Below are 22,965 nucleotides of genomic sequence, written 5' to 3'. Positions count from 1 at the left end.
GAAAATCCAGCGCAAGACTTTCATCGCCCCTTGTGGCCAGGGGATTGATCCGCTCGACACAGACGGCTGGCCGCACCGCGTTCAATTCCGTACCATTCGCACCTGTTTTTGCACCACTCTCCGGCAGCCGACTCTCCACCGGCGCCCAGTCAGGTAAACCATGAAACCAGCACGTCTTCGCGCCGACGCCCTCGCCGGCCTCACCACCTCTTTCGCCTTGCTCCCCGAATGCATCGCCTTCGCCCTGGTGGCCCACCTCAATCCGCTGATGGGGCTGTATGGCGCCTTTATCATCTGTACGCTGACCGCCCTGTTCGGCGGCCGGCCAGGCATGGTGTCGGGGGCGGCAGGGTCGATGGCCGTGGTCATCATCGCGCTGGTGGTGCAGCACGGCGTGCAATACCTGTTGGCCACCGTGCTGCTGAGTGGACTGATCATGATGGCCTTCGGGCTGTTGCGGTTGGGCAAGCTGGTGCGCATGGTCCCGCACCCGGTGATGCTCGGCTTCGTCAACGGCCTGGCGATTGTCATTGCGCTGGCCCAATTGGAGCATTTCAAGCAGGGTGAAACCTGGCTCAGCGGCAGCCCGCTGTACCTGATGGCCGGTCTGGTAGCCCTGACCATGGCCGTCGTCTACCTGCTGCCACGCCTGACCCGCAGCGTGCCGCCGGCCCTGGTGGCGATCCTCGGCGTCGGCCTGGCGGTCTACCTGCTCGGCCTGCCCACCCGAACGCTGGGCGACATGGCCCACATCGCCGGCGGCTTGCCCGCCTTCGCCTGGCCCGAGCTTCCCTGGAACCTGGAGACCCTGCAGATCGTCGCGCCCTACGCGGTGATCATGGCGATGGTTGGTTTGCTGGAAACCCTGCTGACCCTGAACCTGACCGATGAAATCACCCAGAGCCGCGGTTATCCGGACCGTGAATGCGTGGCGTTGGGCGCGGCGAACATGGCGTCGGGGTTGTTCGGCGGCATGGGTGGTTGCGCCATGATCGGCCAGACGGTCATCAACCTCAGCTCGGGTGGGCGCGGACGGTTATCGGGCGTGGTGGCCGGGGTGATGGTGTTGCTGTTCGTGTTGTTCCTGTCACCGTTGATCGAGCGCATCCCGCTGGCGGCGCTGGTGGGCGTGATGTTCGTGGTTGCGCAGCAGACCTTCGCCTGGGCTTCGCTGCGGGTGATCAACAAGGTGCCGAAGAATGATGTGTTGGTGATCATCGCGGTGACCGTCATTACGGTGTTCACCGACCTGGCGGTGGCCGTGCTCTGCGGCATCGTCATCGCAGCGCTCAACTTCGCCTGGCAACAGGCCCGGGAGCTTTACGCCGACACGCACCAGGAAGCCGACGGCAGCAAACTCTATCGCCTGCACGGCACGCTGTTCTTCGCCTCGACGACGCCGTTCCTCAACCAGTTCGACCCGGCCAACGACCCGGCCCAGGTCACCCTGGACTGCCGGCATCTGAGCTTCGTCGACTACTCGGCCATCGCCGCACTCAAGACCCTGCGCGAACGCTACAGCAGAGCCGGCAAGCACCTGCGGGTGTTCCACCTGTCCGAGCGCTGCAAGCAGATGCTCAAGCGCGCGGGCGTGCATCACGACTGAGGACATGCCAACACAAACCCTGTGGGAGCGAGCTTTGCTCCCACCAAGCCCGCTCCCACAGGTCCTATGTTCTACTGATGATTCTCACACCATCTCATTAAGAACCCACTCCACCACCGACGTTCGCTTCGGCGTCCAACCCAGCAGCTCACGGGCGTTCTTGCCCCGTACACGGCTGTTGGAGCCCAGGCCGTAGTTGGCCATTTCGTAGCCCCACTCCGCTTCGGAATCGGCCAATGGCCAGTCCTGCGGTTCGCCAAGGTTCAACGCCCGGGCCATGGCGGTGGTGATGTCGATGAACGAGGCTTCGCCGCTTTCGACGAAGTAGAAGGTGCCCGGCTGGTTGCGGGTCAGGGCCAGTTTGTACAACTGGACCACGTCCTCGATGTGCACATTGGACCAGATGTTCTGTCCCGGCCCGACATGCCGCACCACGCCACTTTTAGCTGCCTGCTTGAGCAGGCGCGGCAGTTGCACGCTGTCACGCTTGACGCCCAGGCTGTGGCCGTAGATCAAGGTGTTGCAGATCACCGCCGAGTTCACGCCTTGCTTCGCTGCATCCAGGACCAGATTGTCGATGGCGACACGGGCAGCCTTGTCGGCGGTGGGTGCCGGCAGGTCATTTTCGTAGTAGATGGCATCGCTGGAACGACCGCCCGACGCGTCGCCGACGATGCTCGAACCGCTGGTGTGCAGCAGCACTTTGTTCGAGCCCTTGAGCCCTTCGATCAAGGCTTGGACCGCACCGCGGTGGTCGCTGCTGGCGGCATTGATCACCGCATCGACGGCACGGGCCTGCTCGGTCAGCAGCGCGCTGTCTTCGAGGGTGCCGATAACCGGCTCGATGCCCAGCGCCGTCAGTTCGCTCGCCTGGTCGGCGCTACGCACCAGACCAGTGACTCGGTGCCCGGCGCGTACCAGGCCGGTGGCGATGGAACCGCCAATAAAACCGGCAGCGCCGGTGACGAATACGTTCATGGAGAAACTCCTTGGCCAGATCAGTGATGGCGCGAGTATCGAGGACCCTTCCCTGACGAAACAGTCCACATTGCCCAAATCACTCTTGCCTTGAAGTCACGAATCAGCCCTTGAATTCCCGAGCGGCGTAGCCGGCGAGCTTGCCCTGGATGAAGTCCAGGAAACACTGGATCCGCAGGGCCAGTTGCGAGTTGCGGTAGTACACGGCATTGATCGGCTGGCGATATCCGCTGTTGGCATCGGCCAGCAGCACCTTCAACCGCCCGGCACGGATGTCTTCGCGGGTCATGAAGTCCGACAAACAGGCAATGCCCTGCCCTTGCAGCGCCAGGTGGCGCACGGTTTCGCCGCTGGACGCGCTGATGGCGGGCTGGATCGGCCAACGATCGCCGTGTACGTGGCGCAGCGGCCACTGGTTGAGGCCCTCGTTCTGGGCAAACCCCAGCAGCGCATGGCCTGCCAGCTCGGCAACGCTTGACGGCGTGCCGTGCTGTTTCAGATAAGCGAGGCTGGCCAGGATGTGCAACGGGCTGCAGCCCAGGGCACGGGCATGGAGCGTCGAGTCGGTGAGGGTGCCGATGCGGATGGCGATGTCGGTGCTTTGCTCCAGCAGGTCGATGATCAGGTCGTTGCTGTTGAGTTCGAGCTGGATGTCCGGGTAGAGCCTGCGGAACTCTTCGATGTGCGGGACGATGGCGTGCAGCATGAACGGCGAGGCCGCGTTGATCCGCAAGCGGCCTGCAGGGTTCTTCTGGCGGGATGACAGGCGCTCTTCCAGCTCATCCATCTGGTCGAGGATACCTTTGGCCTGCTCGAAGAAATACTTGCCCTCCTCGGTCAAGTCCATGCGCCGCGTGGTGCGGTTGATCAGCGTGGTGTCGAGCTTGGCCTCCAGCCGCGACAACGTGCGGCTGACCGCCGACGGCGTCTGCCCGACCTGCTCGGCGGCGGCGGAGATGGATCCGCATTCGATCACGCAGACGAAAATCTGCAATTCGTCGGATCTGGCTTTCACGTATCCCCCCTGTCGACTGATCTCTTGTGGCGAGGGGATTTATCCTCGCTATGTGGGAGCAAAGCTTGCTCGCGATGAAGGCGCCGCGACCTTTCGGGAATCGAGGTGTCTGTTTCGCGAGCAAGCTTTGCTCCCACGGCGCAGGTTCACCCACCCGCCACAGGATAGTATCGGGATACGCAGCAAAAGAAAGGTCACGCCTTCAGGCCGAACACCTCGCGCAAATGCTGCTCATACCGCGCCACATCTTCTTCGATGTTCGGGCGCTTCATCACGTCCACGCACAGGAAGGTTGGCAGGCCGGTCATGCCGAGGAACTGGTTGGCTTTGTGGAACGGAAAGTACACCGCGTCCACGCCCTTGGCCTCGAAGAAGTCGGTCGGGTCGTCGAAGGCTTGCTGCGGGGCGTTCCAGGTCAGGGACAACATGTACTGCTTGCCTTGGATCAGGCCACCGCTGCCGTATTTCTGCGAGGCATCGGAACGGGTCCGGCCGTCACTGGCGTAGAGGCTGCCGTGGCCTTCGGTGAAGACTTCGTCGATGTATTTCTTCACGGTCCACGGTGCGCCCATCCACCAACCCGGCATCTGGTAAATGATCACGTCGGCCCAAAGGAATTTGGCGACTTCTTCCTTGATGTCGTAGCCGCCGTCGATGAAGGTGGTTTGCACATCAAAACCGCCACGGTCCAACACGCTGGCAGCCGTATCGTGGAGCGTGGCGTTGTAGCGACCGTCGGAGTGAGCGAACTGTTTGCCGCCATTGAGCAACAGGACTTTTTTCATGGGGAGCCTCATCGGGTTCCACAGCATGGGCCGTCAAAGGCCGCCGCATGGAAAGGTTGAAAATGATGGCGGCACAATAACGATGAACCTTCCGTGGAATAAGCGCCGCAACGGCAAAACTGATTTGACCTATACGCACGAATGGGCGGCTGATTATTGCTTTAGAATTCGAGACCTCTTTTATCTCAGGAGCCCCCTCAATGAGCGAACTGCACGGTTTCATCCTGCACGCCAAGACCCGTCCGGAAAAAGCCGAAGCCTTCGAAGCGCTGTTCCGTGCCTACGTCGAGCCAAGCCGTGCCGAGCCCGGCTGCATCGAATATCACATGCTGCGGGACCAGCAGGATCCGACGCTGTTCATCTTCTATGAGATCTGGGCCTCCCAGGCGCATCTGGAGGTGCACTCGAACCTGCCGCACATGAAAGCGTTCTTCGAACAACGCATGGATTATCTGGAGCGCGACTTCGAAATCCGCCGCGTCGACATGCTCAGCCCGTCCTCGGCTAGCCGCTGAGCAACAGATGGCCGCCGAGCACGCCGAGGCCGATGAAAAATACCCGCTTGAACAACACGGCGCTGATCCGCTGGCGCAACCATTGCCCCAGCCACATCCCCAGCAGCGCCGGTGCCAGCGCCAGCAACGAAGCGCTCAACTCGCTCCCGCCCAGTGCGCCGCGCCACAACAGGCCGGCGGCCAGGGCCAGGGTAGAAACGGTGAATGACAGGCCCAAGGCCTGTACCAGTTCGTCCTTGCTCAAGCCCAGCGCTTGCAGATAGGGCACCGCCGGAATGACGAATACGCCGGTGGCGGACGTGATGAGGCCGGTGAGCAGCCCGCAGAGCGGAGCGATCCACGGCTCGACATCGGCGCCGACCCGCAGCGTTGGCAGCAACAGCCCGCTCAACGCATACAGCACCAGCGCCGCGCCCAAGGCCCGCACCACCCAGGCCCCGCCCATCATGTCGAGCCACAACGTACCGAGCCCGGTGCCAATGAAAATCGCCAGCAACAGCGGCCACAGGCGCCGGAGCAGCGCTTGCAGATGACCGCCGAAAGCCAACTGCCAGAGGTTGGTCAGAGTGGCCGGGATGATGAGCAGCGCCGCAGCCTGCGCTGGGGCCATAGCCAGCCCGAGCAAGCCCATGGAGATGGTCGGCAGGCCGAGGCCGATCACGCCCTTGAGGGTGCCGGCCAGCAGGAAGGTGCCGATGACCAGCAGGGAAAGGGCCAAGCCGAGGTTCTGATAGAAAGCGATGAGTGCGTCCATGGGGGTATCGTGCGCCCCGGGCCTTGGCTTGAAAATCTGCCATATACTGAGGGTGCCTCTCTTGCGGCAAGAGGCTATGAATTCGCTGATGCTCGCGATGACGATAAGCCAGGCGCCGCAGCACTTGAGACAGGATCCCCGCCCATGCACTTCGACCTCACCGACCTGCGCCTCTACCTGAACATCCTCGACACCGGCAATATCACCGCCGGTGCGGCTCGCAGCCATTTGTCCCTGGCCGCGGCCAGTGCACGAGTGCGCGCCATGGAAGCGTCCCTGGGCACCGATCTGCTTGAGCGCGGCCGGCGCGGCGTAACCCCCACGCCGGCGGGCAAGGCCCTGGCCGAGCACGCCCGGGTCCTGCTGCAACAGGCCGAACGCCTGCGACAGGACCTGGCCGAATACGCCAAGGGCGTCAAAGGCCGGGTGCGGTTGCTGTGCAACACCAGCGCTATGACCGAGTACCTGCCCGAACTGCTGGCCGGCTTTCTCAAGACCCATCCCAACCTCGACATTGACCTGCAGGAACTGCCCAGCACACGGATCACCCATGCACTGCGTCAAGGCGCGGCGGACCTGGGGATCGTTTCCGACGCAGTCGACACCGATGGCCTTCAGGCCTGGCCTTTTCGCGACGACCCACTGGTATTGATCCTACCGACCGGACACCCCCTGGCTGACGGTCGCACCGTACGTTTCAGCGAGACCCTCAGCCACGATTATGTCGGCCTGAACGCTTCCAGTGCCTTGGCGATTCACCTGGAAGAGCAGGCCCTGCACATTGGCTCACGCATGCAAGTGCGCATTCGCGCCGAGGGTTTCGATGGGATGATTCGCATGGTGGCCCATGGTGCAGGCATTGCCATCGTGCCAAAGGCTGCCATCGACCGGCGCCCACCCGAGCCTTCGTATCAATGTGTCCCGCTGCAAGAAGCCTGGGCGCACCGGGCGTTGCTGCTGTGCGCCCGCCACTTCGACGGTTTGCCTGCCTACGCCAAGGCCCTGGCTCGGCATCTGGCCGACTGATGCGCGCTTCTGGATAGCCCGGTGTCGACCACAGACATCTCCCCGCTCATGCCGCACGTTAGGGTGCCTGTTCTCTTCTGCCCCTTTCGGAGTTCACATGACCGCCCCCATCACCGTCCTGCGCGACACCCATCCGCTGCCCGTACTCGACGCCTGCAAATGGGAAAAACTCGAAGGCGACCCGCACACCGTCAACCTCAACGCCTACACCAGCGAAGACGGCAGCAAGATCATGGGCACCTGGATCTGCACACCTGGCAAATGGCGCGTGGATTACGTGAAGTGGGAGTACTGCCATTTCCAGGAAGGCTACTGCATCATCACCCCGGACGGCATGGCGCCGATCCATTTGCGCGCAGGTGACATCTTCATCGTCGAGCCAGGCATGAAAGGCACTTGGGAAGTGGTCGAGACCGTGCGCAAATATTTCGTCTTTGCCTGAAACAAAAAACCGAGAGACCACCCGACGCGGTCTCTCGGAAAACAACTTTGTAGATTGCACCGCCTCTGTGGCGACGGAGCAATCTGTGGGAGCAAGGCTTGCCCGCGATGCAGGCACCTCGTTCTCTCAGAGACCGCATCGCCTGTAATCGCGGGCAAGCCTTGCTCCCACAGAAGCCCCTCGATATCACTGGTCCTATTGCGGCTTGCGATAACTGTTCACAATCGCCGAAAAGTCCTTCCCACCCTCGCCCCGCTGGCTCATCGCCTGGTACAACTGCTGCGCCACCGCGCCCAGCACCACCGGCTGATGGGCCTGCCGTGCGGCCTCCGTGGCCAGGCCCAAGTCCTTGAGCATCAGATCGGCGCCAAAGCCCCCCGTATAACCACGGGCCGCCGGCGCCGTTTCGATCACGCCCGGCCAGGGGTTGTAGGTGTCCGAACTCCAGCACCGGCCCGTCGAGCTGTTGATGATGCCGGCCAGCACTTGGGTGTCGATTCCCAAGGCATCGCCCAACGCCATGGCCTCGCTGACGCCCACCATGGAAATCCCCAGCAGCAGGTTGTTGCAGATCTTGGCGATCTGCCCGGTGCCGACTTCTCCACAATGCACGATGTTACGGCCCATTTGCGCCAGCACCGGTTGCAAGGTGGCGAACAATTCAGCCGTGGCGCCGACCATGAAGGTCAACGTGCCGGCCGCCGCACCGCCGGTGCCGCCCGAGACCGGTGCATCGGCCATCGCCACCCCTTGTTTCGCCGCGGCAGCCGCCACGTCGCGGGCGGTTTGTGGGTCGATGGTGCTGCAATCCACCGCCGGTGTGCCGGCGGCGATGCCGGCCAGTACGCCGTCTTCACCCAGCCAGACACTGCGCACATGGGCGGCGGCCGGCAGCATGGTGATCACCAGCGCAGCGCCCTGGGCCGCGTCGCGAGGCGAGGCGCTGATCGTGCCGCCCAACGCCGCCAGTTCAGCCAGCACCGTCTGGTTCAGGTCGAACAGGTTCAGCGAATGGCCAGCCTTGAGCAGGTTGCGCGCCATGGGGGCGCCCATGTTGCCCAGGCCGATAAATGCGATGTTCATGTCCGGCTCCTTAACGCAAATTGATGGTGGTGTTCACACCGTCATTGACGCTGTCGTCATCGAACCAGCGCGCGGTCACGGTCTTGGTCTGAGTGTAGAGCTGCACCACTTGTTTGCCGTACGGACCGAGGTCGCCGAGTTTCGAACCGCGGGAACCGGTGAAGCTGAAGAACGGCACGGGCACCGGGATCGGGATATTGATGCCTACCTGGCCGACGTCGATTTCGCTCTGGAATTTGCGCGCCGCCGCACCGCTCTGGGTGAACAGGCCGGTGCCGTTGCCGAATGGGTTGGCGTTGACCAGGGCAATTGCCTGATCCAGGGTGTCGACTTCCAGCACCACCAGCACCGGGCCGAAGATTTCTTCGGTGTAGATGCGCATGTCGGTGGTCACGCCGGAAAACAGGGTCGGGCCGACGAAATTACCCTGCTCGAAACCCGGCACGCTGATGCCACGACCATCGAGCTCCAGCTTGGCCCCTTGCTGCACGCCACTCTCGATCAATTCGAGGATCCGCGCCTTGGCCCGCTTGGAAATCACCGGGCCGACGTCAGTGCCCGGCTCGCTGCCGGCATTGACCTTGAGCTTCTGTGCCAGGGCCTTGAGGTCCGGCAACCACTGCTTGGCCGCGCCCACCAGCACCACCACGGAAGTGGCCATGCAACGCTGGCCCGCCGCGCCGAAGCCGGCACCGACCAAGGCGTTGAGGGTCTGTTCACGATTGGCATCGGGCAACACCACCGCGTGGTTCTTGGCGCCCATCATCGACTGCACGCGTTTGCCGTGACGACCCGCCAGGTCATACACGTGGGTGCCGACTGCCGTCGAGCCGACGAACGAAACCGCCTTGATGTCCTTGTGGGTGCAGAGCGCGTCCACCACATCCTTGCCGCCATGCACCACATTGAGCACGCCCGCCGGCACGCCGGCCTCGATGGCCAGCTCCACCAGGAGCATGGTCGACAGCGGATCCTGTTCCGATGGCTTGAGCACAAAGGTGTTGCCGCAGGCGATGGCCATCGGGAACATCCACAGCGGAATCATCGCCGGGAAGTTGAACGGAGTGATGCCCGCGCACACCCCGATCGGCTGGCGCAGCGTGTAGGTATCAACACCACCGGCGACGTTCTCGGCGAACTCGCCCATCTGCAGGGTGCCGATGGAACAGGCGTGCTCGACCACTTCCAGGCCACGGAAAATATCGCCCTCGGCGTCAGCGATGGTCTTGCCCTGTTCGGCGCTGAGCACGGCGGCGATGCGCTTGGAATGCTCGCGGATCAATGCCTGGAGCTTGAGCATGATGCGCATCCGCGCGCCGATGGGTGTCAGTTTCCAGGTCTGGAAAGCACGCTGGGCAGCGGCGATGGCGGCATCGACTTCCGAGGCCGTGGCGAACGGAACCTTCGCCAACACCTGCTGGGTGGCCGGGTTGATGATGTCGTGCCACTCGCTGGACTGGGATTCAACCCACTCGCCATCGATCAGTAGTCTGACGGTTTGCAGGGTGGTATCGCTGGGCGTAAGGGAAACGTTCATGCTGGCCTCCGGGATTGTTCTTATAGAGAGCGCTGATTCAGCAAAAACCAAGGCGCATGGGACACGCTTGGTGATGAGACTGTTTTTGGAGTATAGATGTGCAAACTTCTAATAAGAATGCACATAAAAGCCGGTCCAACATGCAAAAAAACATCACCTCCCTGGGGTCGCTGAATTGGGACGACCTCAAGTTTTTCCTCGAAGTGGCCCGCACCCGCAAGGCCAGCACGGCCGCCAAGCGCCTGGCCGTCGACTACACCACGGTGTCGCGACGCATCAGCTCGCTGGAAGCCTCGTTGGGCACGCTGCTGTTCGAGAAATCCCGGACCAACGGTTTTGTCCTGACGGCCGAAGGCCAGCGCCTGCTGGGTTATGCCGAATCGATCGAAAGCACCCTGCACATGGCCTGCGAGCAGGTCTCAGGCTCCGGCGTCGCGCTGTCCGGCCACGTGCGCATGGGCTGCACCGAAGGCTTCGGCAGCTTCTTCATCACCCCGCAACTGAGCCACTTCGTCGACGCCTACCCAGCCATTTCGGTAGACATCCTGCCGCTGCCGCACTTCATCAGCCTCTCCAAGCGCGAAGCCGACATCGTCATCGCCCTTGAACGCCCCGAACATGGCCCGTATGTATGCTGCAAATTGTGCGACTACCGGTTGCAGCTCTATGCCACCCAGTCCTACCTGGACAACCACCCGCCCATCCAGCGCCCGGCGGACCTGGGCCAGCACTCATTCATCAGCTACGTGGATGACCTGGCGTTCAGTTCCGAATTGCTCTACCTGGCCAACGTCCTGCCCGGCGCCAACGCCCACCTGCGCAGCACCAGCGTGATCGCGCAATTCGTGGCAGCGCAGCAAGGCCGCTCGCTGGCAATCCTGCCCTGCTTCCTCGCCGCCCAGGACCCACGGCTGCTGCCGGTACTGCCGGAAGAAATCACCGTCACCCGGCAGTTCTGGATGTACTGCCGGGAGGACTTGAGGAAGCTGAAGCGGATTACCTTGTTGTGGGATTACATTCGCGAGGTGACTGAACAGAACCAGCCACTGCTGATGGGTGACAGCCGGGAGATGGTGTTCGCCGACTAGTCGGCGATGACCACGATGGCGACACGGCGATTTTCGGTGCGGCCGCTGGCGGTGTCGTTGGAGGCGACCGGTTTGCTGCTGCCCAGGCCGCGCAATTGGACGTTCTCTTCGCGCATGCCAACGCTTGTCAGCACCTTGCTCACGCTGACGGCGCGGCGCATCGACAGTTGTTCGTTATAGGCCTGGGAGCCCGATGCGTCGGTATGACCATCGACGCGTACCCGCTGGATTCCCGCCCCCAACAGTGCCTTGCCGATGCGCTCGACGATTTCGGTACTGGCCGGGTTGAGGTTTTCCACGTCACTGCCGAACAGGACTTTGCCCGAAAGACCGAACGCCCAGCCATCGTCAGTCAGCTCGAAGCCTTGTTGCTTGAGTACGGCGATTTGCGCCGGGGTCAGGCCCTTCTGCGGTGCCGTCTGGCAACCGGTCATGGCCAGGACGGCCAGCAACAAAAACGCCGCGAACCAGCGCAGGGAAAATGGAAGATATGAACGCACGAGTCAGCTCCTGGTATGAAGATCAGCGACGGGGTGATCCGACCCCGTCGTATGTTGACCGCCTCGAGCGAGGCGTTTGGCTTGGTACATTGCCGCATCGGCGGCGTGGAGTAAGGTGCCCGGCGTGGCACCATGATCGGGATAAACGGCAATGCCGATACTGAGGGACGTCAGCACCGAAGCATTACCGGGCAATTGAATCGGCATTTCCATGCTGGCGATGATTTTTTCAGCGATCCGCTCGGCGTCCTCGGCCTTGTGCAGGGGGGCCAGCAGTACGGCGAATTCATCGCCCCCCAGGCGTGCGACCAAGTCGTCTTCACGCAACTGTGCCCGGACCCGGGTCGCCACCGCCGTCAGCACCGCGTCACCGGCGGCATGACCAAAATTGTCGTTGATACCCTTGAACCGGTCGCTGTCCAGGTACAACACGGCCACTTGCTCGTTGAGCTTGCTGGCATTGCGCAAGGCGCGGATCAACCGGCCCTCGAAAAACGCCCGGTTCGGCAAGCCGGTCAAGCTGTCGTGACTGGCCTGGTGTGCCAGGGTTTCGTTTTCGCTTTGCAGGTGGGTCTGCCACGATTCCAGTTCGTCGAGCAGTGCATTGAAGTCATTGCCCAGGTTATCCAGTTCGGCGATGGCGGCCGGCGGCACACGCCGGTCCAGGGCCCGCTCGCTGCGTGCGGCGTGGGCCACTTCGGCCAGGCTGCGCAATGGTCCGGTGATTGCCCGCAACTGGCGGCGCGCCAGGTACAGCGCCACCCAGGCACTCACCGCCGTGCACAAAATGATCCCTGCCAGACCACTGAGCAAAAAGCGCAACAGGCTGCCGCCATGCCCCGCCAATAGAATGCTGCCGATGTTGCGCCCTTGATGAACGATCGGCAGGCTGATGGGCTTTTCCAAAAACGCCTTGGCAATGTGCATTTCCAGTTCCGACAATAAACCGGTATCCGGACGTTGCCAGCGCGCCAACAGGCGGCCGTGCTCATTGAACACTTGGGCATCGGCGACCTCCTCGGTGGAGGCAATCAAAGCCAGCGCCTCGGTGGCCGCCGCCGCGTCATCGAATACCACGGCCGCTTCCACGGTGTAGTTGATCGAGCGAGCGATCAGGTGCAGGTTGTGATCGGCGTAGACCCGCAACGCAAGCACACCCAGCAACGTCAGGGAAACGCTGGCCATGGTGATTGCCACCAACGCGACAATCAGGTGGCCGCGCCCGATGACCGCACCCAGGGTGGGACGGATCCGCGATTTGGACAGACTCATGGGACTGCCGGCCTGCGACGGGAAAGCTGCAAAACGCTCGGATGAATACGCACGCCACTGCGCGCTACCGAGTCGAGGTTGACCTCGAACGATACCTGCTCGTCACCGACCCGCAGACAGAACAGGCTACCCACGGTGCACTGGTCACCGCCTTCGCTGATGCTCAACACGGGCTTGCCGATCAGAGAGTCAAACAGGCGGGTGCGTTCGTCGCTGGTCAGCCTGCCGATGTAGACAGCGTTGCAATCCGTGGCGATGCCAGGGTGATCGGCCAGCAATCGCTGCACGGTCACCGGTCGACCGGTGGCCTGGGTGGTGCCTTTGACCAGGTCGTCGGTGTATTGGGTCGGGCCGACGATGCACAGTTGCAACTGCGCAGGCTCCACTGGCCAGCGAGCGTAGCTGAGAATGCCCAAGACGACTTGAGTGACCGACTCGGCCCGCTGTTCAGCCCGGCTCGTGGATGGCGGCTCTTCGGCAACCACCACAGACGACAGCAACCACAGAAGACCGGCAAGCAGATAATGCCCCCAGTCCTTGCTGCGCACCGCCTCCCGAACCGCCACTTTCATGGAAAATCTCTTGGTATACGATAAATGTCGGAACGATAGCACAGTGCCCAAAAGCCAGCGAGCCGGCGTCCTACGGACATATCTGACAGAAAACAGTCAGAATCGTGACCCAGGCATTGAATCACGAAAGCTGATCACTCAGTCATCACGCTCCAACTCCAGCATCAGCCCGCTCAAGCGCTTGACCTTGCGCCGCACCGCTTCCTCGAACACCCCCGCTCGCGGCTCTATCAGGCTGAACCATTGCTTGCCCCGGGTAATGGCGGTGTATACCAACTCCTTGGTCAATACCGGGTTCAGCGCATCCGGGAGGATCAACGCGGTATGGGTGAATTCCGAGCCCTGGGATTTGTGCACCGTCATGGCATACACGGTTTCCACATCATTCAGGCGGCTGGGCAGGACGAAACGCACACCGCCCTGGCCATCGTTGCGCGGGAAAGCGACCCGCAGGACCTGTTTGCCGGCATCGGGCCCGTCTCGCTCGGGCAACTTGAGGGCAATTCCGATATCGCCGTTCATCAGCCCCAGCCCATAGTCGTTACGGGTCATCAGCACCGGACGCCCTTCGTACCACTGGTGATCGCTATCGATGAGGCGGGCCTTGAGCAATGCGGTGGTGACTCGCAGGTTCAGCCCTTCGACACCCCATGGACCTTTGCGCACCGCGCAGAGCAATTGGAATTCGTCAAAGGCCGCCAGGACTTCCCGAGCCCAATCAGCCCAGCAAAGGTCCTCCAGCGGACGAGAAATGGCCGGGCGTCGCTGCCGTAGCAAGCTCAGGTAATGCCGATAACCCTGGGGCCCTTCGGGCTTGCCGTCGAGCAACAGTTTTTCCAGCTGCGTATCGTGCTCACTCGTTAATTTCAAGGAAGACAGATCGGCATACTGCCCTTGCTCCAGCAACTGACGGGCTTTTTCAGGCTGCTGCTGGTTGACCCAGCGCGCCAGTTGACCGATCCCGCTGCCTTCGCCGAAACGCCGGGAATGCCGGAGCATGACCACTTGCTGTGCCAGGGGATGAGTGCCGTCGAGGTCCTGTTGCAGGTCACTGGCCGCCAGGTTTTCACCACTGACCGACTCAAGCCAGGCTCGGGTCCGGGGGCTGTACCAGCCCTCCTCGGCGTCTCGACACAAATCCCCCAGCACCGCACCGGCTTCTACAGAGGCCAATTGGTCCTTGTCCCCCAGCAACACCAACCGTGCATGGGTCGGTAGTGCATCCAGCAGATTGGCCATCATCTCCAGGTCGATCATCGACGCTTCATCGACCACCAGCACATCCAGTGGCAAGCGATTGCCTGCATGGTGGCGAAAATGCCGGGTGCCGGGGCGGCTGCCCAACAAACGATGGACTGTCGTGACGTCGCAGGGAATCCGTTCGCGCACCGCGTCGTCCACATCCAGGGTCCGGACCTGCTGACTGATGGACTCGGTCAGGCGCGCCGCCGCCTTGCCAGTGGGCGCGGCCAGGCGAATCCGCAGTGGCTTCCCGGCCTCGACGGCCGGTGCCTGGAGCAGGGCCAGCAGGCGCACGACGGTGGTGGTCTTGCCTGTGCCCGGGCCGCCGGTCACGATGCTGAAGGCCCCTCGAGTCGCCAGCGCGCAGGCCAGTTTCTGCCAATCGATCGGGCCGCTGGCATTGGCCGGCCCGAACAGCCCGTCCAAACGCTCGCGCAAGTCGCCGGGCGCCGCTTCATGCTCGATAAGCCGTTGGCGCAACGCCTCATCGATCCGCCGTTCATAACCCCAGTAGCGGCGCAGATAAAGACGCTTGCCAGACAGCACCATCGGACGTTGCTGCGCCTCTTCGCTCCCATCCACGGCCAGGGCCACCAGACGACTGGACGCCAGGGCCTTGCACCAATGGACTCCGTCCAGTGTCGCCAATATTTGCGACGGCAACAGCATCACGCCAGTCTGCAGGTCACCCTCGGGAGGCAGCGACAGCGCAAAATCCGGTTCCTTGAGCGTCTCGAACACATCCAGGCAAACATGCCCGTGACCCAGTTGATGGCTGGTCAGCGCAGCGGCGAGCAGGACCAAAGGATCATCGTCAGGTGCCAGCTCATGGAGGAACGCCACGAATGCCTTGTCCAGGGCGCGCAACCAGCCGCGCTCGACCCAGCGCGTCAGTAACAACAGCAGGTCCTGCGCACGGCTCAAGGGCGCCAGGTCAACCAGGCTTTCGTCGTCGGACGATTTGGGCAGCAGGTCGGCAAAGGAACGACTCATAGCAATTCTCCCTGAACCCATGCCGGCTCAGCCTTGGGTTCGGGCGCCCCCTGGAACAGGCGATCCAGTTGTTCGATCAATGCCCGTGGCGGCTTGGTGAAATACACGCCCTGACTGGCTGAGCGGGTTCCGCGAAGGAACAGGTACAGCGCACCGCCGACATGCCGGTCGTAGTCGTAATCGGGGAGTCGTGCCTTGAGCTGGCGATGCAGGGCCAACAGGTACAGCACGTATTGCAGGTCGTAGCGGTGGTCCAGGATCGACTGTTCCATGGCCGGTACGGTGTAGGCCATGTCATCGACACCCAGCCAGTTGGATTTGTAATCGGCCACGTAGTACCGACCGTCGTGCTCGAACGTGAAATCGATGAAACCCTTGAACATGCCGTTCAGCTGCACCGGTTCCGCCGCGACGCGAGCGACACCGCCATGGGTGAACTGGCAGACCAGTTGGTCAAGCTTTTGCACATCGACCTTGTGGCTGGCGAACCAGAACTCCATCTCCACCTGGAACCGGGTCAGTTGTTCGAGCACCACTGGCGCCTGGTCATTGCCGACGTGCATGGGCATCTTGATCAGGTGCTGCAGCCAATCGCTCAGTGTGCTGATCCAGCCTTTCCAACCTCGGCGATTGCAGCGTCGGGCAATGGCATCCTCGATATCCGCTGGCGCAGATGAAAAGCCCTCCCCTGCGGCCCACTCCAGCAGGCCATGCAGAAAAGTGCCGGGGTTGGGGCCACGGGGAAAGCGGTGGATGTCGCCACCGACAGCGAGGGTCTCCCTGGGAGCGTCCGGGTCCAGTCGCTCATCGTCGAACAGTTTCTGGGCCTGCGGACTCTCTGGCGCGGTATCGCTGCCTTCGCTCAGGTTTTCGCTGATGCGCAAGGCACTGTAGGACGCGATCCACCAGTTCTCGCTGGCTTTTCGCAGGGGCACCAAGGGTTCAAGCAACACGGCTTCGTTGCGCGGGGGCCGGTAGTGCTCGTCGGTGGCTTCGGGCATTGGCTGGCAGCTCACTGCGTCACTGTCTTGCTGCAGGTCTTGCAACCAACGCCCCAGTTCCACCGACTCGGCCAACGGTGCACCACCGCCCAATAGATACCCCAGCGCGGACACATGGAGGATCGAGCGGTTGTTGCTGCCCCGCTTGAGATCCGCGACACCTAGCCAGCAGGCATGTTGTGCACGGGTCAGTGCCACGTAGAGAAGCCGTAGGTCCTCGGCCAGGCGCTCGTCATCGGCCTTGGCGATCAATTCGGCAGTGGGCTTGAGGCTGATCTGCGCCTTGCCGGCCTCATCGTGGTAGTGCAACGGCAATCGACTGCCGTCCACCGGTTTCGTCGAACAGATGAAGGGCAAAAAGACCAACGGATATTCCAGCCCCTTGGACTTGTGGATCGTGACCACCTTGACCAGTTGCTCATCGCTTTCCAGGCGCAGGATCTGCTCTTCTCCCGCTTGCCCGGACAAGGCCAGGTGCTCGGACAAATGCCGGATCAAGGCTTGTTCGCCATCCAGCTCACCGGCGGCCTGCTGCAACAATTCGCAAAGGTGCAACAAGTTGGTCAGCACCCGCTCGCCATCGCTGCGCGCCATCAGGGCCTGGGGCAGTTCGAAATCATGCAGCAGGCGCCGCAACATCGGCAGCACGCCCTGGCTGCGCCAGACCGTACGATAACCACGGAACTGCATGACCCGGGCCTCCCAGGCCAGCTCATCCTGATTGAGACGCTCCAGTTCCGTCAGCGACAGGTTCAACGTGATGCTGGCCAGGGCTGCCCGTAGCGGTCGCTCGGCATCCGGCTCGGCACAGGCCCGGAGCCAGATCAGCAAATCCCGCGCTTCCTGCGACGCAAAGACCGAATCCTTGTCGGAGAGATAGACGCTGCGCACGCCCCGCGCGGACAACGCGTCTCGCACCGCCTGCGCTTCTTTACCGTCGCGCACCAAGATGGCGATATCCGCCGGGCGCAACCCGCGCAACGTTCCGCCATCGACCGTGAAGCCGTCGCGTCCCGACTGGCCGCCGTTGAGCAACGCCGTGATCTCACTGGCGCAGGCGGCCGCCATCGATTGTCGATACACCGCACCGGAAAGCGGTTGGTCCGACGACAGGTGCCAGATGTTCAGCGCCGCGACCGCCTGCCCAGCAACCTGCAAGGACTCCTTGCGCCCCTGGGACTCAACGGCCAGGAACGGCACCGGGTTCTCGCCCGAAGGCTCACGGAACAGAAAGGCCCCACGCCCCTTCGGGCGGGACTCGGCATTCTGGAAAACCTGATTGACCGCGCCCACCATGGCATGGCTGGAACGGAAGTTCGTGCCCAGCGTGTGCAACCTGCCAGCAGTGGCTTCGCGAGCACGCAGGTAGGTGTAGATGTCGGCACCGCGAAAAGCGTAGATCGCCTGCTTCGGGTCGCCGATCAGGAAAAGCCCGGTCTCAGGATCATTGTCTTCGATGCGGTAGATGCTTTCGAAGATCCGGTATTGAACCGGGTCGGTGTCTTGGAACTCATCGATCAGCGCCACCGGAAACTGTTCGCGGATCAGGCTCGCCAGACGCTCGCCCCCGTCGGCCTGCAGGGCCGCATCAAGGCGCAGCAGCATGTCGTCGAAGCCCATCTCGGCGCGGCGACGTTTCTCTGCCTCGAAGCGCGCCCCGACCCATTGCGCGGCATGCTGCAACACCGCGGCATCTGGGGTGGGCAAGGCATCCAGGCTGGCCTTGAGACCGGCCATGGCTTCCAGCCCGGGATGGTCGGGCACTTCACCTTTCCAGGCTTCGGCCATGCCCTCGGGCGTCAGCCGCGTGAACCCGGTGCCGATGTCCAACAGCTCAAGGCTTTCGTCATCGACCCAGGCAGTGATTTTCTGAAACCACGGTTCGAAGTAACGCGCCTGCATCTTGCGCCCGTCGACAGACTTGCTGGCAACGCCTTGCTGGCAGATCTCCAGCAGTTCCACCGCCCATTGCCGCCACGGCGCCTTAAGATCGAGCAAGGCGGCGCTGCGCTCTTGCAGGGCCGCGGCGATGAGTTCGGCAGGCTCAAGCCCGTCACCGTCGCCACGCTCGCTGGCAAACAAACCTCGCACCCGCGGCAACAGCGCTGCCGGCCCTCCCCAATGGGTACGCACCCAGTTCAGCGCCTCACCTTGCATCGAATAGCAGAACAACCGCCAATAATCGCGCAGTACCTCGCCCAGCAATTCGCTGTGGTCGGTTTCCAGGGTCTGGGTGAACAGGCTACCGCTGTCGAAGGCATGCTCACGCAACATGCGCTGGCACCAACTGTGGATGGTCGAGACGGCCGCTTCGTCCATCCACTGCGCGGCGATGTCCAGCCGGTTCGCGCAGCCAGGCCATTGGTCAGCGTTGAACTCATCGCGCAACGCAGCGATCAGCGAATCCGGGGCGGGAATTTCGTCACGGAAGAAACGCGCCGCTTCGGCCAGACGGGTGCGAATCCGTTCACGCAGCTCTTTGGTGGCAGCGTCCGTGAAGGTCACTACCAGGATTTGCGGTGGAAGCAACTCGCGGCCAAAACCGGACGCCGAACCGCCGTGCCCCAGCACCAGGCGCAGGTAAAACGCCGAAATGGTGAAGGTTTTGCCGGTACCGGCACTCGCCTCGATCAGTTGGCTGCCCCGTAATGGGAAGGCCAGGGCCAATGGTGTCTGCCGACTCATGAGCGGGTCTCCTCGCCGACCAATGAACGCCATGGGGCTTGGAGCAATGGTCGGTAAAGCGCATCGCACCAGTCGGGGAATGTTTCGTCAGCCATCAATGCGTCGAAATCAGGAAACTGTCGAGCCAAGGCCGGACTTTCCCGCCTTTCGCCTTCAAACGTCTGCCCATCGCCTTCATAAGCTTTGCGAGCCGCCGCTTCGGCCTTGACCGGATCACTCTGACCGAGCCAGGCGAAAGCCGTCTTCACCGCGATCGGTAGCGGTTGGCGCATACCGGCCTGCCAGGCCAGCAGCATGTCGGCCAACAGCCTTTGTGCGACAGGCTCTTCAAAAGGGGCCAGGAGCAAGCTGTCATCACTGGCCACCAGCGCCGTCGTCAACGACAAGCCATTAGCACAGGCCACGAGATGGTTGACCCAAGGCCGTATCAGGCGATGCCACTTACGGGTCTTGGTGGAGCCAATGCTGTTGGGTATGGCCGTGATAGCGAGGACCGCACCGTCGGAACGCTGGTGCAAACCACTGAGCCACCCTTCGACATTCACTCCCTGCAATTGCAGGCTGACGGGCACAGCGCTGAGCGACGGTGTCGGCCATAACGCCAGAAGCTGTTGGTAACGCTGGAGCAGATCCGGCAAGGGTTCGATCAATTCGCGCTGCATGCATTCACCGAAACCGGCCATGGGTAACAGGCCACTGTTCTGCAGTCTTTTGGCGTGAGCGGTGAGGGCAAGGTCCGGCTGGTCCAGGCGTACCAAGGCGGCCTCGAGCAGGCTGTCACTCAGGCTGTAGCGTTGCAGCGCATCAAGCACGAAAGGTTCGTCATCGGCCAAAGGCGCTTCGATGGCCTCGAAGAACACTTTCAACCGCTGGCTGAAGAAATGGCGGACAGGATTGCGCAGGAAGTCCTGCAACTGCCCGAGGCCCAAAGGCTCTTCCTGAACGTAGGGTTCCAGTACCTGGTTTTTATCGATTTGATCGCAAGCGTCATGGAGCATCCGCCATTCGCTGGCGTAACTGAACAGCTCGTCACCTTGATGGAAATAACGTGCGCTGAACGGTTGCAACGGATGCTCCTGGGTCAGAGCCTCGAGAAGAGGCTTGCTGTCATCTGCCAACCGCCAGCCACTGGCGAGATGATCGCGCAGTTGGCCGATCAACACCGATGCCGGGCGCTCGCTGTTGTCGCGAATGCTGCGTCCCACCCAACTGATGTACAGCTTTTCCCGGGCAGAAAGCAGCGCTTCCAACAGCAGGTAACGGTCGTCCTCACGCCGGGAACGGTCGCCCGGGCGATAATCACCGCCCATCAGGTCGAAGTCCAAAGGCGGCTGGGCTCGCGGGTAATCACCGTCATTCATCCCCAGCAGGCACACCAGCTTGAAGGGGATCGCGCGCATCGGCATCAAGGTACAGAAGTTGACCGCGCCGGCCAGGAAACGCTGGGACAGTCGCCCCTGATCCAGTCCGGCCAACCACGCCTCGCGCACCACCGTCAGCGGCAATTCATCGTGCAGCCCCACCGACTCACAGGTTTCCAGCCAGGTTTCCCGCAGGTCTTCGAGTTGGGCCAGCAAATAGTCGTCATGCTCGTTGCTTGCCAGGAAAAACAACTGCATCAGGTCTTGCAGCCGTGAACCCCATTGCTGCGGCGATGCCGGCCGGGTGAGTTCCTGATGGGCAACCTCCAGGGCATCCAGCAAAGCAACCAGGGGACCGATCAACGCCGCATCCAGGCCCCCGATCTCGTCATAGGGTTCAATGCCCTCATAAGCGTTCGAACTGCCGACGGCATACCCCAGCAACATGCGACGCAAGCCAAAATGCCAGCTGTTCTGCTCAAGCTCGGCAGGCAGGCCCAAACCGGCACGGTGTTCGGCGCTCATCCCCCAGCGAATGCCTGCCCCTTCGATCCAGCGGTGCAGTGTCGGCAGGTCGGCTTCATCGATACCAAACCGTTCGCGCAACGCCGGGACATCCAGCAGATCGAGGATTTCGCTGACCGGGAAACGACTATCCGGCAGCTTGAGCAAATGCTCGACGGCGATCAGCAACGGGTCACGTCCACGCTGGCCCTGGTCGGTCAGCGTGAAGGGAATGAAACGAGGATCGCTCCTGTCGAGCTGGCCGAACACCGCGCGAATGTGCGGTGCATAGCTGTCGATGTCCGGGACCATGACGATGATATCCCGTGGGCGCAGGGTCGGGTCCGCACTGAAGTGGGCCAGCAATTGGTCGTGAAGAATTTCGACTTCACGCTGGGCGCCATGGGCCACATGAAAACGAATCGAGCCGTCTCGCGCCGTATCGACGACAGGCCAGTGTTCCCGGGTTTCATTCAGGGGGCGCAGCTCCAGGATGTCATCCTGCAACTGGCTGAGAAGAGTCGTCGGGGTTCCATCAGTGAACAGGTCGATTCGCCCGTCGCGAAATACCGAGCGATAACTGTTGGGGTCATCGTAGCTGTCGAGCAGGTTGATATAGTCGCGCCCTTGCTTGCCCCAGGCGGCCAATAACGGATGGGCATGTTGATGCAGGGTCTGCGGATCGAGGACGACGGGCATGCCCGCCTTGCGTGCCTGGCGCTTGTATTGGTGACGCAACAAGTCCTTGTCGGCGACGATGTCCGCCCAATGATGGCGACACGGGTTATGCACGCAGAGCAAAACCTGGCTGAACCGGGAAAGGCCGGCGAGCGCCTCCAGGACCTGGGCAGGCAACGAAGAAATACCAAACACGATGACCCGTGCGGGCAGGCCTTTCGGAGCGACTTGCAGGCTGTTGATACGTTCGATGTAGCGCTGATGAACGCCGGCACGGCTTTGCGCCATGCCTTGCTCCCCCACATCCAGCAGCAAGGCTCGCCACAGTTCCGCTTGCCAGCAATTTGCCGGCGCGAGCGGCTTGATTTCGCCTCGGACATTTCTGGTCTGGTGTCGACCTTCAGCCCAATCCTCGAGCCAGTCGGCCCGGTAGACCTGGTACTGGTCGAATAGATCGGCAAGGCGCTCGGACAGTTGATAGCGCTTGCGCAAGTCGGTGTCGTGGGTAAGGAATCGTCGCAAAGGTTCGAAATGAGGCTGCTCGATCAACTGCGGCAGCAGGCGCATCAGGCGCCAGGTTAGCGGAGCCTTATCCAGCAGGGACTTGGCCGGAATTTCGTCGCGTCCCAGGACTGTTCGATAAAGCTGCCACATGAAACTGCCCGGCAGCTGCACATCAATGGCGGCCGCAATACCGCAGCCGCCGGAATCGTCATCTTCCGGGTCTTCAGCCAGTGCAAGCTTGAGCCATTGGGCAATGCCGTTGCTCTGTACCAGGGCGATTTCATTTTCAAGGGGGGCCAGCGGATAGCGCCGCATCAGGCTGATTACCAGGCTGCGCAACTCATCAAGGCGATTTCCGTGAACCACCATGAACGCTGGGCTAAGGGACGTTGCGTCCGGCATGAAAGGCATCCTTGAAAATGCAAAAGCTAGGGGCAGAACCTTAGCACTGTCGGGGGGTTGTGACAGCCGGGAGCTGTCCGCGCTTGCCGTAAGAACTTTCTTGCAGGCAAAACAAAACCCCTACCTGCGTCAGCAGATAGGGGTTTCGGAATTTAATCTTGACGATGACCTACTCTCACATGGGGAAACCCCACACTACCATCGGCGATGCATCGTTTCACTGCTGAGTTCGGGATGGGATCAGGTGGTTCCAATGCTCTATGGTCGTCAAGAAATTCGGTAGCCGGTGCGTGCCTTGCGGTCACGTGCCAGCGAATGGGTATGCGATAGTTTGTGTGTTGCTGGTGAGTCTCTCGAACTTTCGGTTCGTTTCGTCTTCACACACCGCAATCTGGTCTCTTTGCTTTTCAGCTTGGAGCATA

At 62.0% G+C, this 22,965-nt stretch carries 17 protein-coding genes and 1 rRNA gene; 5 read left to right on the top strand and 13 right to left on the bottom strand.

The window, feature by feature from the left end; translation table 11 throughout:
• Nucleotides 1-160: 160 nt before the first annotated feature.
• Complete coding sequence (locus tag GFU70_RS03800) at nt 161-1,606, top strand: SulP family inorganic anion transporter (protein WP_058542075.1); 1,446 nt, start codon at nt 161-163, stop codon at nt 1,604-1,606.
• Nucleotides 1,607-1,690: 84 nt separating this feature from the next.
• On the opposite strand, the gene GFU70_RS03795 is transcribed toward GFU70_RS03800, so the two are convergent.
• The 3 genes from GFU70_RS03795 to GFU70_RS03785 form a co-directional block, all read right to left on the bottom strand.
• Nucleotides 1,691-2,584, bottom strand: coding sequence for an NAD-dependent epimerase/dehydratase family protein (locus GFU70_RS03795; RefSeq protein WP_153387621.1), 894 nt, complete (start codon nt 2,582-2,584; stop codon nt 1,691-1,693).
• Between the two features lie 103 nt (nt 2,585-2,687).
• A complete protein-coding gene (locus GFU70_RS03790) occupies nt 2,688-3,599 on the bottom strand; it encodes a LysR family transcriptional regulator (protein WP_153387620.1) in 912 nt (303 codons plus the stop codon).
• Between the two features lie 194 nt (nt 3,600-3,793).
• Nucleotides 3,794-4,384, bottom strand: a complete 591-nt coding sequence (locus GFU70_RS03785; protein ID WP_058542078.1) for an NAD(P)H-dependent oxidoreductase — start codon at nt 4,382-4,384, stop codon at nt 3,794-3,796.
• 200 nt (nt 4,385-4,584) lie between these two features.
• Between GFU70_RS03785 and GFU70_RS03780 the strand changes: the two genes are divergently transcribed.
• Nucleotides 4,585-4,899: a putative quinol monooxygenase gene (locus GFU70_RS03780; RefSeq protein ID WP_153387619.1), complete on the top strand. Its 315-nt coding sequence runs from the start codon at nt 4,585-4,587 to the stop codon at nt 4,897-4,899.
• Here GFU70_RS03780 and GFU70_RS03775 read toward each other — a convergent pair.
• Nucleotides 4,889-5,653, bottom strand: a complete 765-nt coding sequence (locus GFU70_RS03775; RefSeq protein WP_153387618.1) for a sulfite exporter TauE/SafE family protein — start codon at nt 5,651-5,653, stop codon at nt 4,889-4,891. The genes GFU70_RS03780 and GFU70_RS03775 overlap by 11 nt on opposite strands.
• Before the next feature lie 144 nt (nt 5,654-5,797).
• Between GFU70_RS03775 and GFU70_RS03770 the strand changes: the two genes are divergently transcribed.
• Together GFU70_RS03770 and GFU70_RS03765 are read left to right on the top strand one after the other, a co-directional pair.
• Nucleotides 5,798-6,679 carry a LysR family transcriptional regulator gene (locus GFU70_RS03770; protein ID WP_153387617.1) on the top strand — a complete coding sequence of 294 codons (882 nt, stop codon included), beginning with the start codon at nt 5,798-5,800 and terminating at the stop codon, nt 6,677-6,679.
• A gap of 97 nt (nt 6,680-6,776) precedes the next feature.
• A complete protein-coding gene (locus tag GFU70_RS03765; protein ID WP_153387616.1) occupies nt 6,777-7,121 on the top strand; it encodes a cupin domain-containing protein in 345 nt (114 codons plus the stop codon).
• 195 nt (nt 7,122-7,316) lie between these two features.
• Here the strand turns inward: GFU70_RS03765 and mmsB are convergent, their stop codons facing one another.
• Nucleotides 7,317-8,204, bottom strand: coding sequence for a 3-hydroxyisobutyrate dehydrogenase (mmsB, locus tag GFU70_RS03760; RefSeq protein ID WP_153387615.1), 888 nt, complete (start codon nt 8,202-8,204; stop codon nt 7,317-7,319).
• 10 nt (nt 8,205-8,214) lie between these two features.
• Entirely contained in the window at nt 8,215-9,741 is a 1,527-nt protein-coding gene (locus tag GFU70_RS03755; RefSeq protein WP_153387614.1) for a CoA-acylating methylmalonate-semialdehyde dehydrogenase, read from the bottom strand.
• A gap of 140 nt (nt 9,742-9,881) precedes the next feature.
• Between GFU70_RS03755 and GFU70_RS03750 the strand changes: the two genes are divergently transcribed.
• Nucleotides 9,882-10,829 (top strand): LysR family transcriptional regulator, encoded by a 948-nt coding sequence (locus tag GFU70_RS03750; RefSeq protein WP_058542084.1) that lies wholly within the window; start codon nt 9,882-9,884, stop codon nt 10,827-10,829.
• Here GFU70_RS03750 and GFU70_RS03745 read toward each other — a convergent pair.
• The 7 genes from GFU70_RS03745 to rrf all read right to left on the bottom strand — a co-directional run bounded on the left by GFU70_RS03745 (nt 10,826) and on the right by rrf (nt 22,815).
• Complete coding sequence (locus GFU70_RS03745; RefSeq protein WP_226921146.1) at nt 10,826-11,263, bottom strand: OmpA family protein; 438 nt, start codon at nt 11,261-11,263, stop codon at nt 10,826-10,828. The genes GFU70_RS03750 and GFU70_RS03745 overlap by 4 nt on opposite strands.
• A 69-nt stretch (nt 11,264-11,332) precedes the next feature.
• Nucleotides 11,333-12,601 carry a diguanylate cyclase domain-containing protein gene (locus GFU70_RS03740; protein ID WP_058542088.1) on the bottom strand — a complete coding sequence of 423 codons (1,269 nt, stop codon included), beginning with the start codon at nt 12,599-12,601 and terminating at the stop codon, nt 11,333-11,335.
• Nucleotides 12,598-13,173: a YfiR family protein gene (locus GFU70_RS03735; protein ID WP_058542089.1), complete on the bottom strand. Its 576-nt coding sequence runs from the start codon at nt 13,171-13,173 to the stop codon at nt 12,598-12,600. Before GFU70_RS03735 ends, GFU70_RS03740 begins: the two co-directional genes overlap by 4 nt.
• A 138-nt stretch (nt 13,174-13,311) precedes the next feature.
• On the bottom strand, nt 13,312-15,408 hold the full coding sequence (recD, locus tag GFU70_RS03730; RefSeq protein ID WP_058542090.1) for an exodeoxyribonuclease V subunit alpha: 2,097 nt from the start codon (nt 15,406-15,408) through the stop codon (nt 13,312-13,314).
• A complete protein-coding gene (gene recB / locus GFU70_RS03725; RefSeq protein WP_153387613.1) occupies nt 15,405-19,094 on the bottom strand; it encodes an exodeoxyribonuclease V subunit beta in 3,690 nt (1,229 codons plus the stop codon). Before recB ends, recD begins: the two co-directional genes overlap by 4 nt.
• On the bottom strand, nt 19,091-22,543 hold the full coding sequence (recC, locus tag GFU70_RS03720; RefSeq protein ID WP_058542092.1) for an exodeoxyribonuclease V subunit gamma: 3,453 nt from the start codon (nt 22,541-22,543) through the stop codon (nt 19,091-19,093). The genes recB and recC overlap by 4 nt, the downstream gene beginning before the upstream one ends.
• Nucleotides 22,544-22,699: 156 nt before the next feature.
• Nucleotides 22,700-22,815 (bottom strand): 5S ribosomal RNA (gene rrf, locus GFU70_RS03715).
• Between the last annotated feature and the right edge of the window lie 150 nt (nt 22,816-22,965).

Origin of the sequence: Pseudomonas brassicacearum (assembly GCF_009601685.2) — a bacterium.
Lineage (GTDB): Bacteria > Pseudomonadota > Gammaproteobacteria > Pseudomonadales > Pseudomonadaceae > Aquipseudomonas > Aquipseudomonas kilonensis_B.
This window is presented reverse-complemented; position numbering and strand designations above follow the sequence as displayed.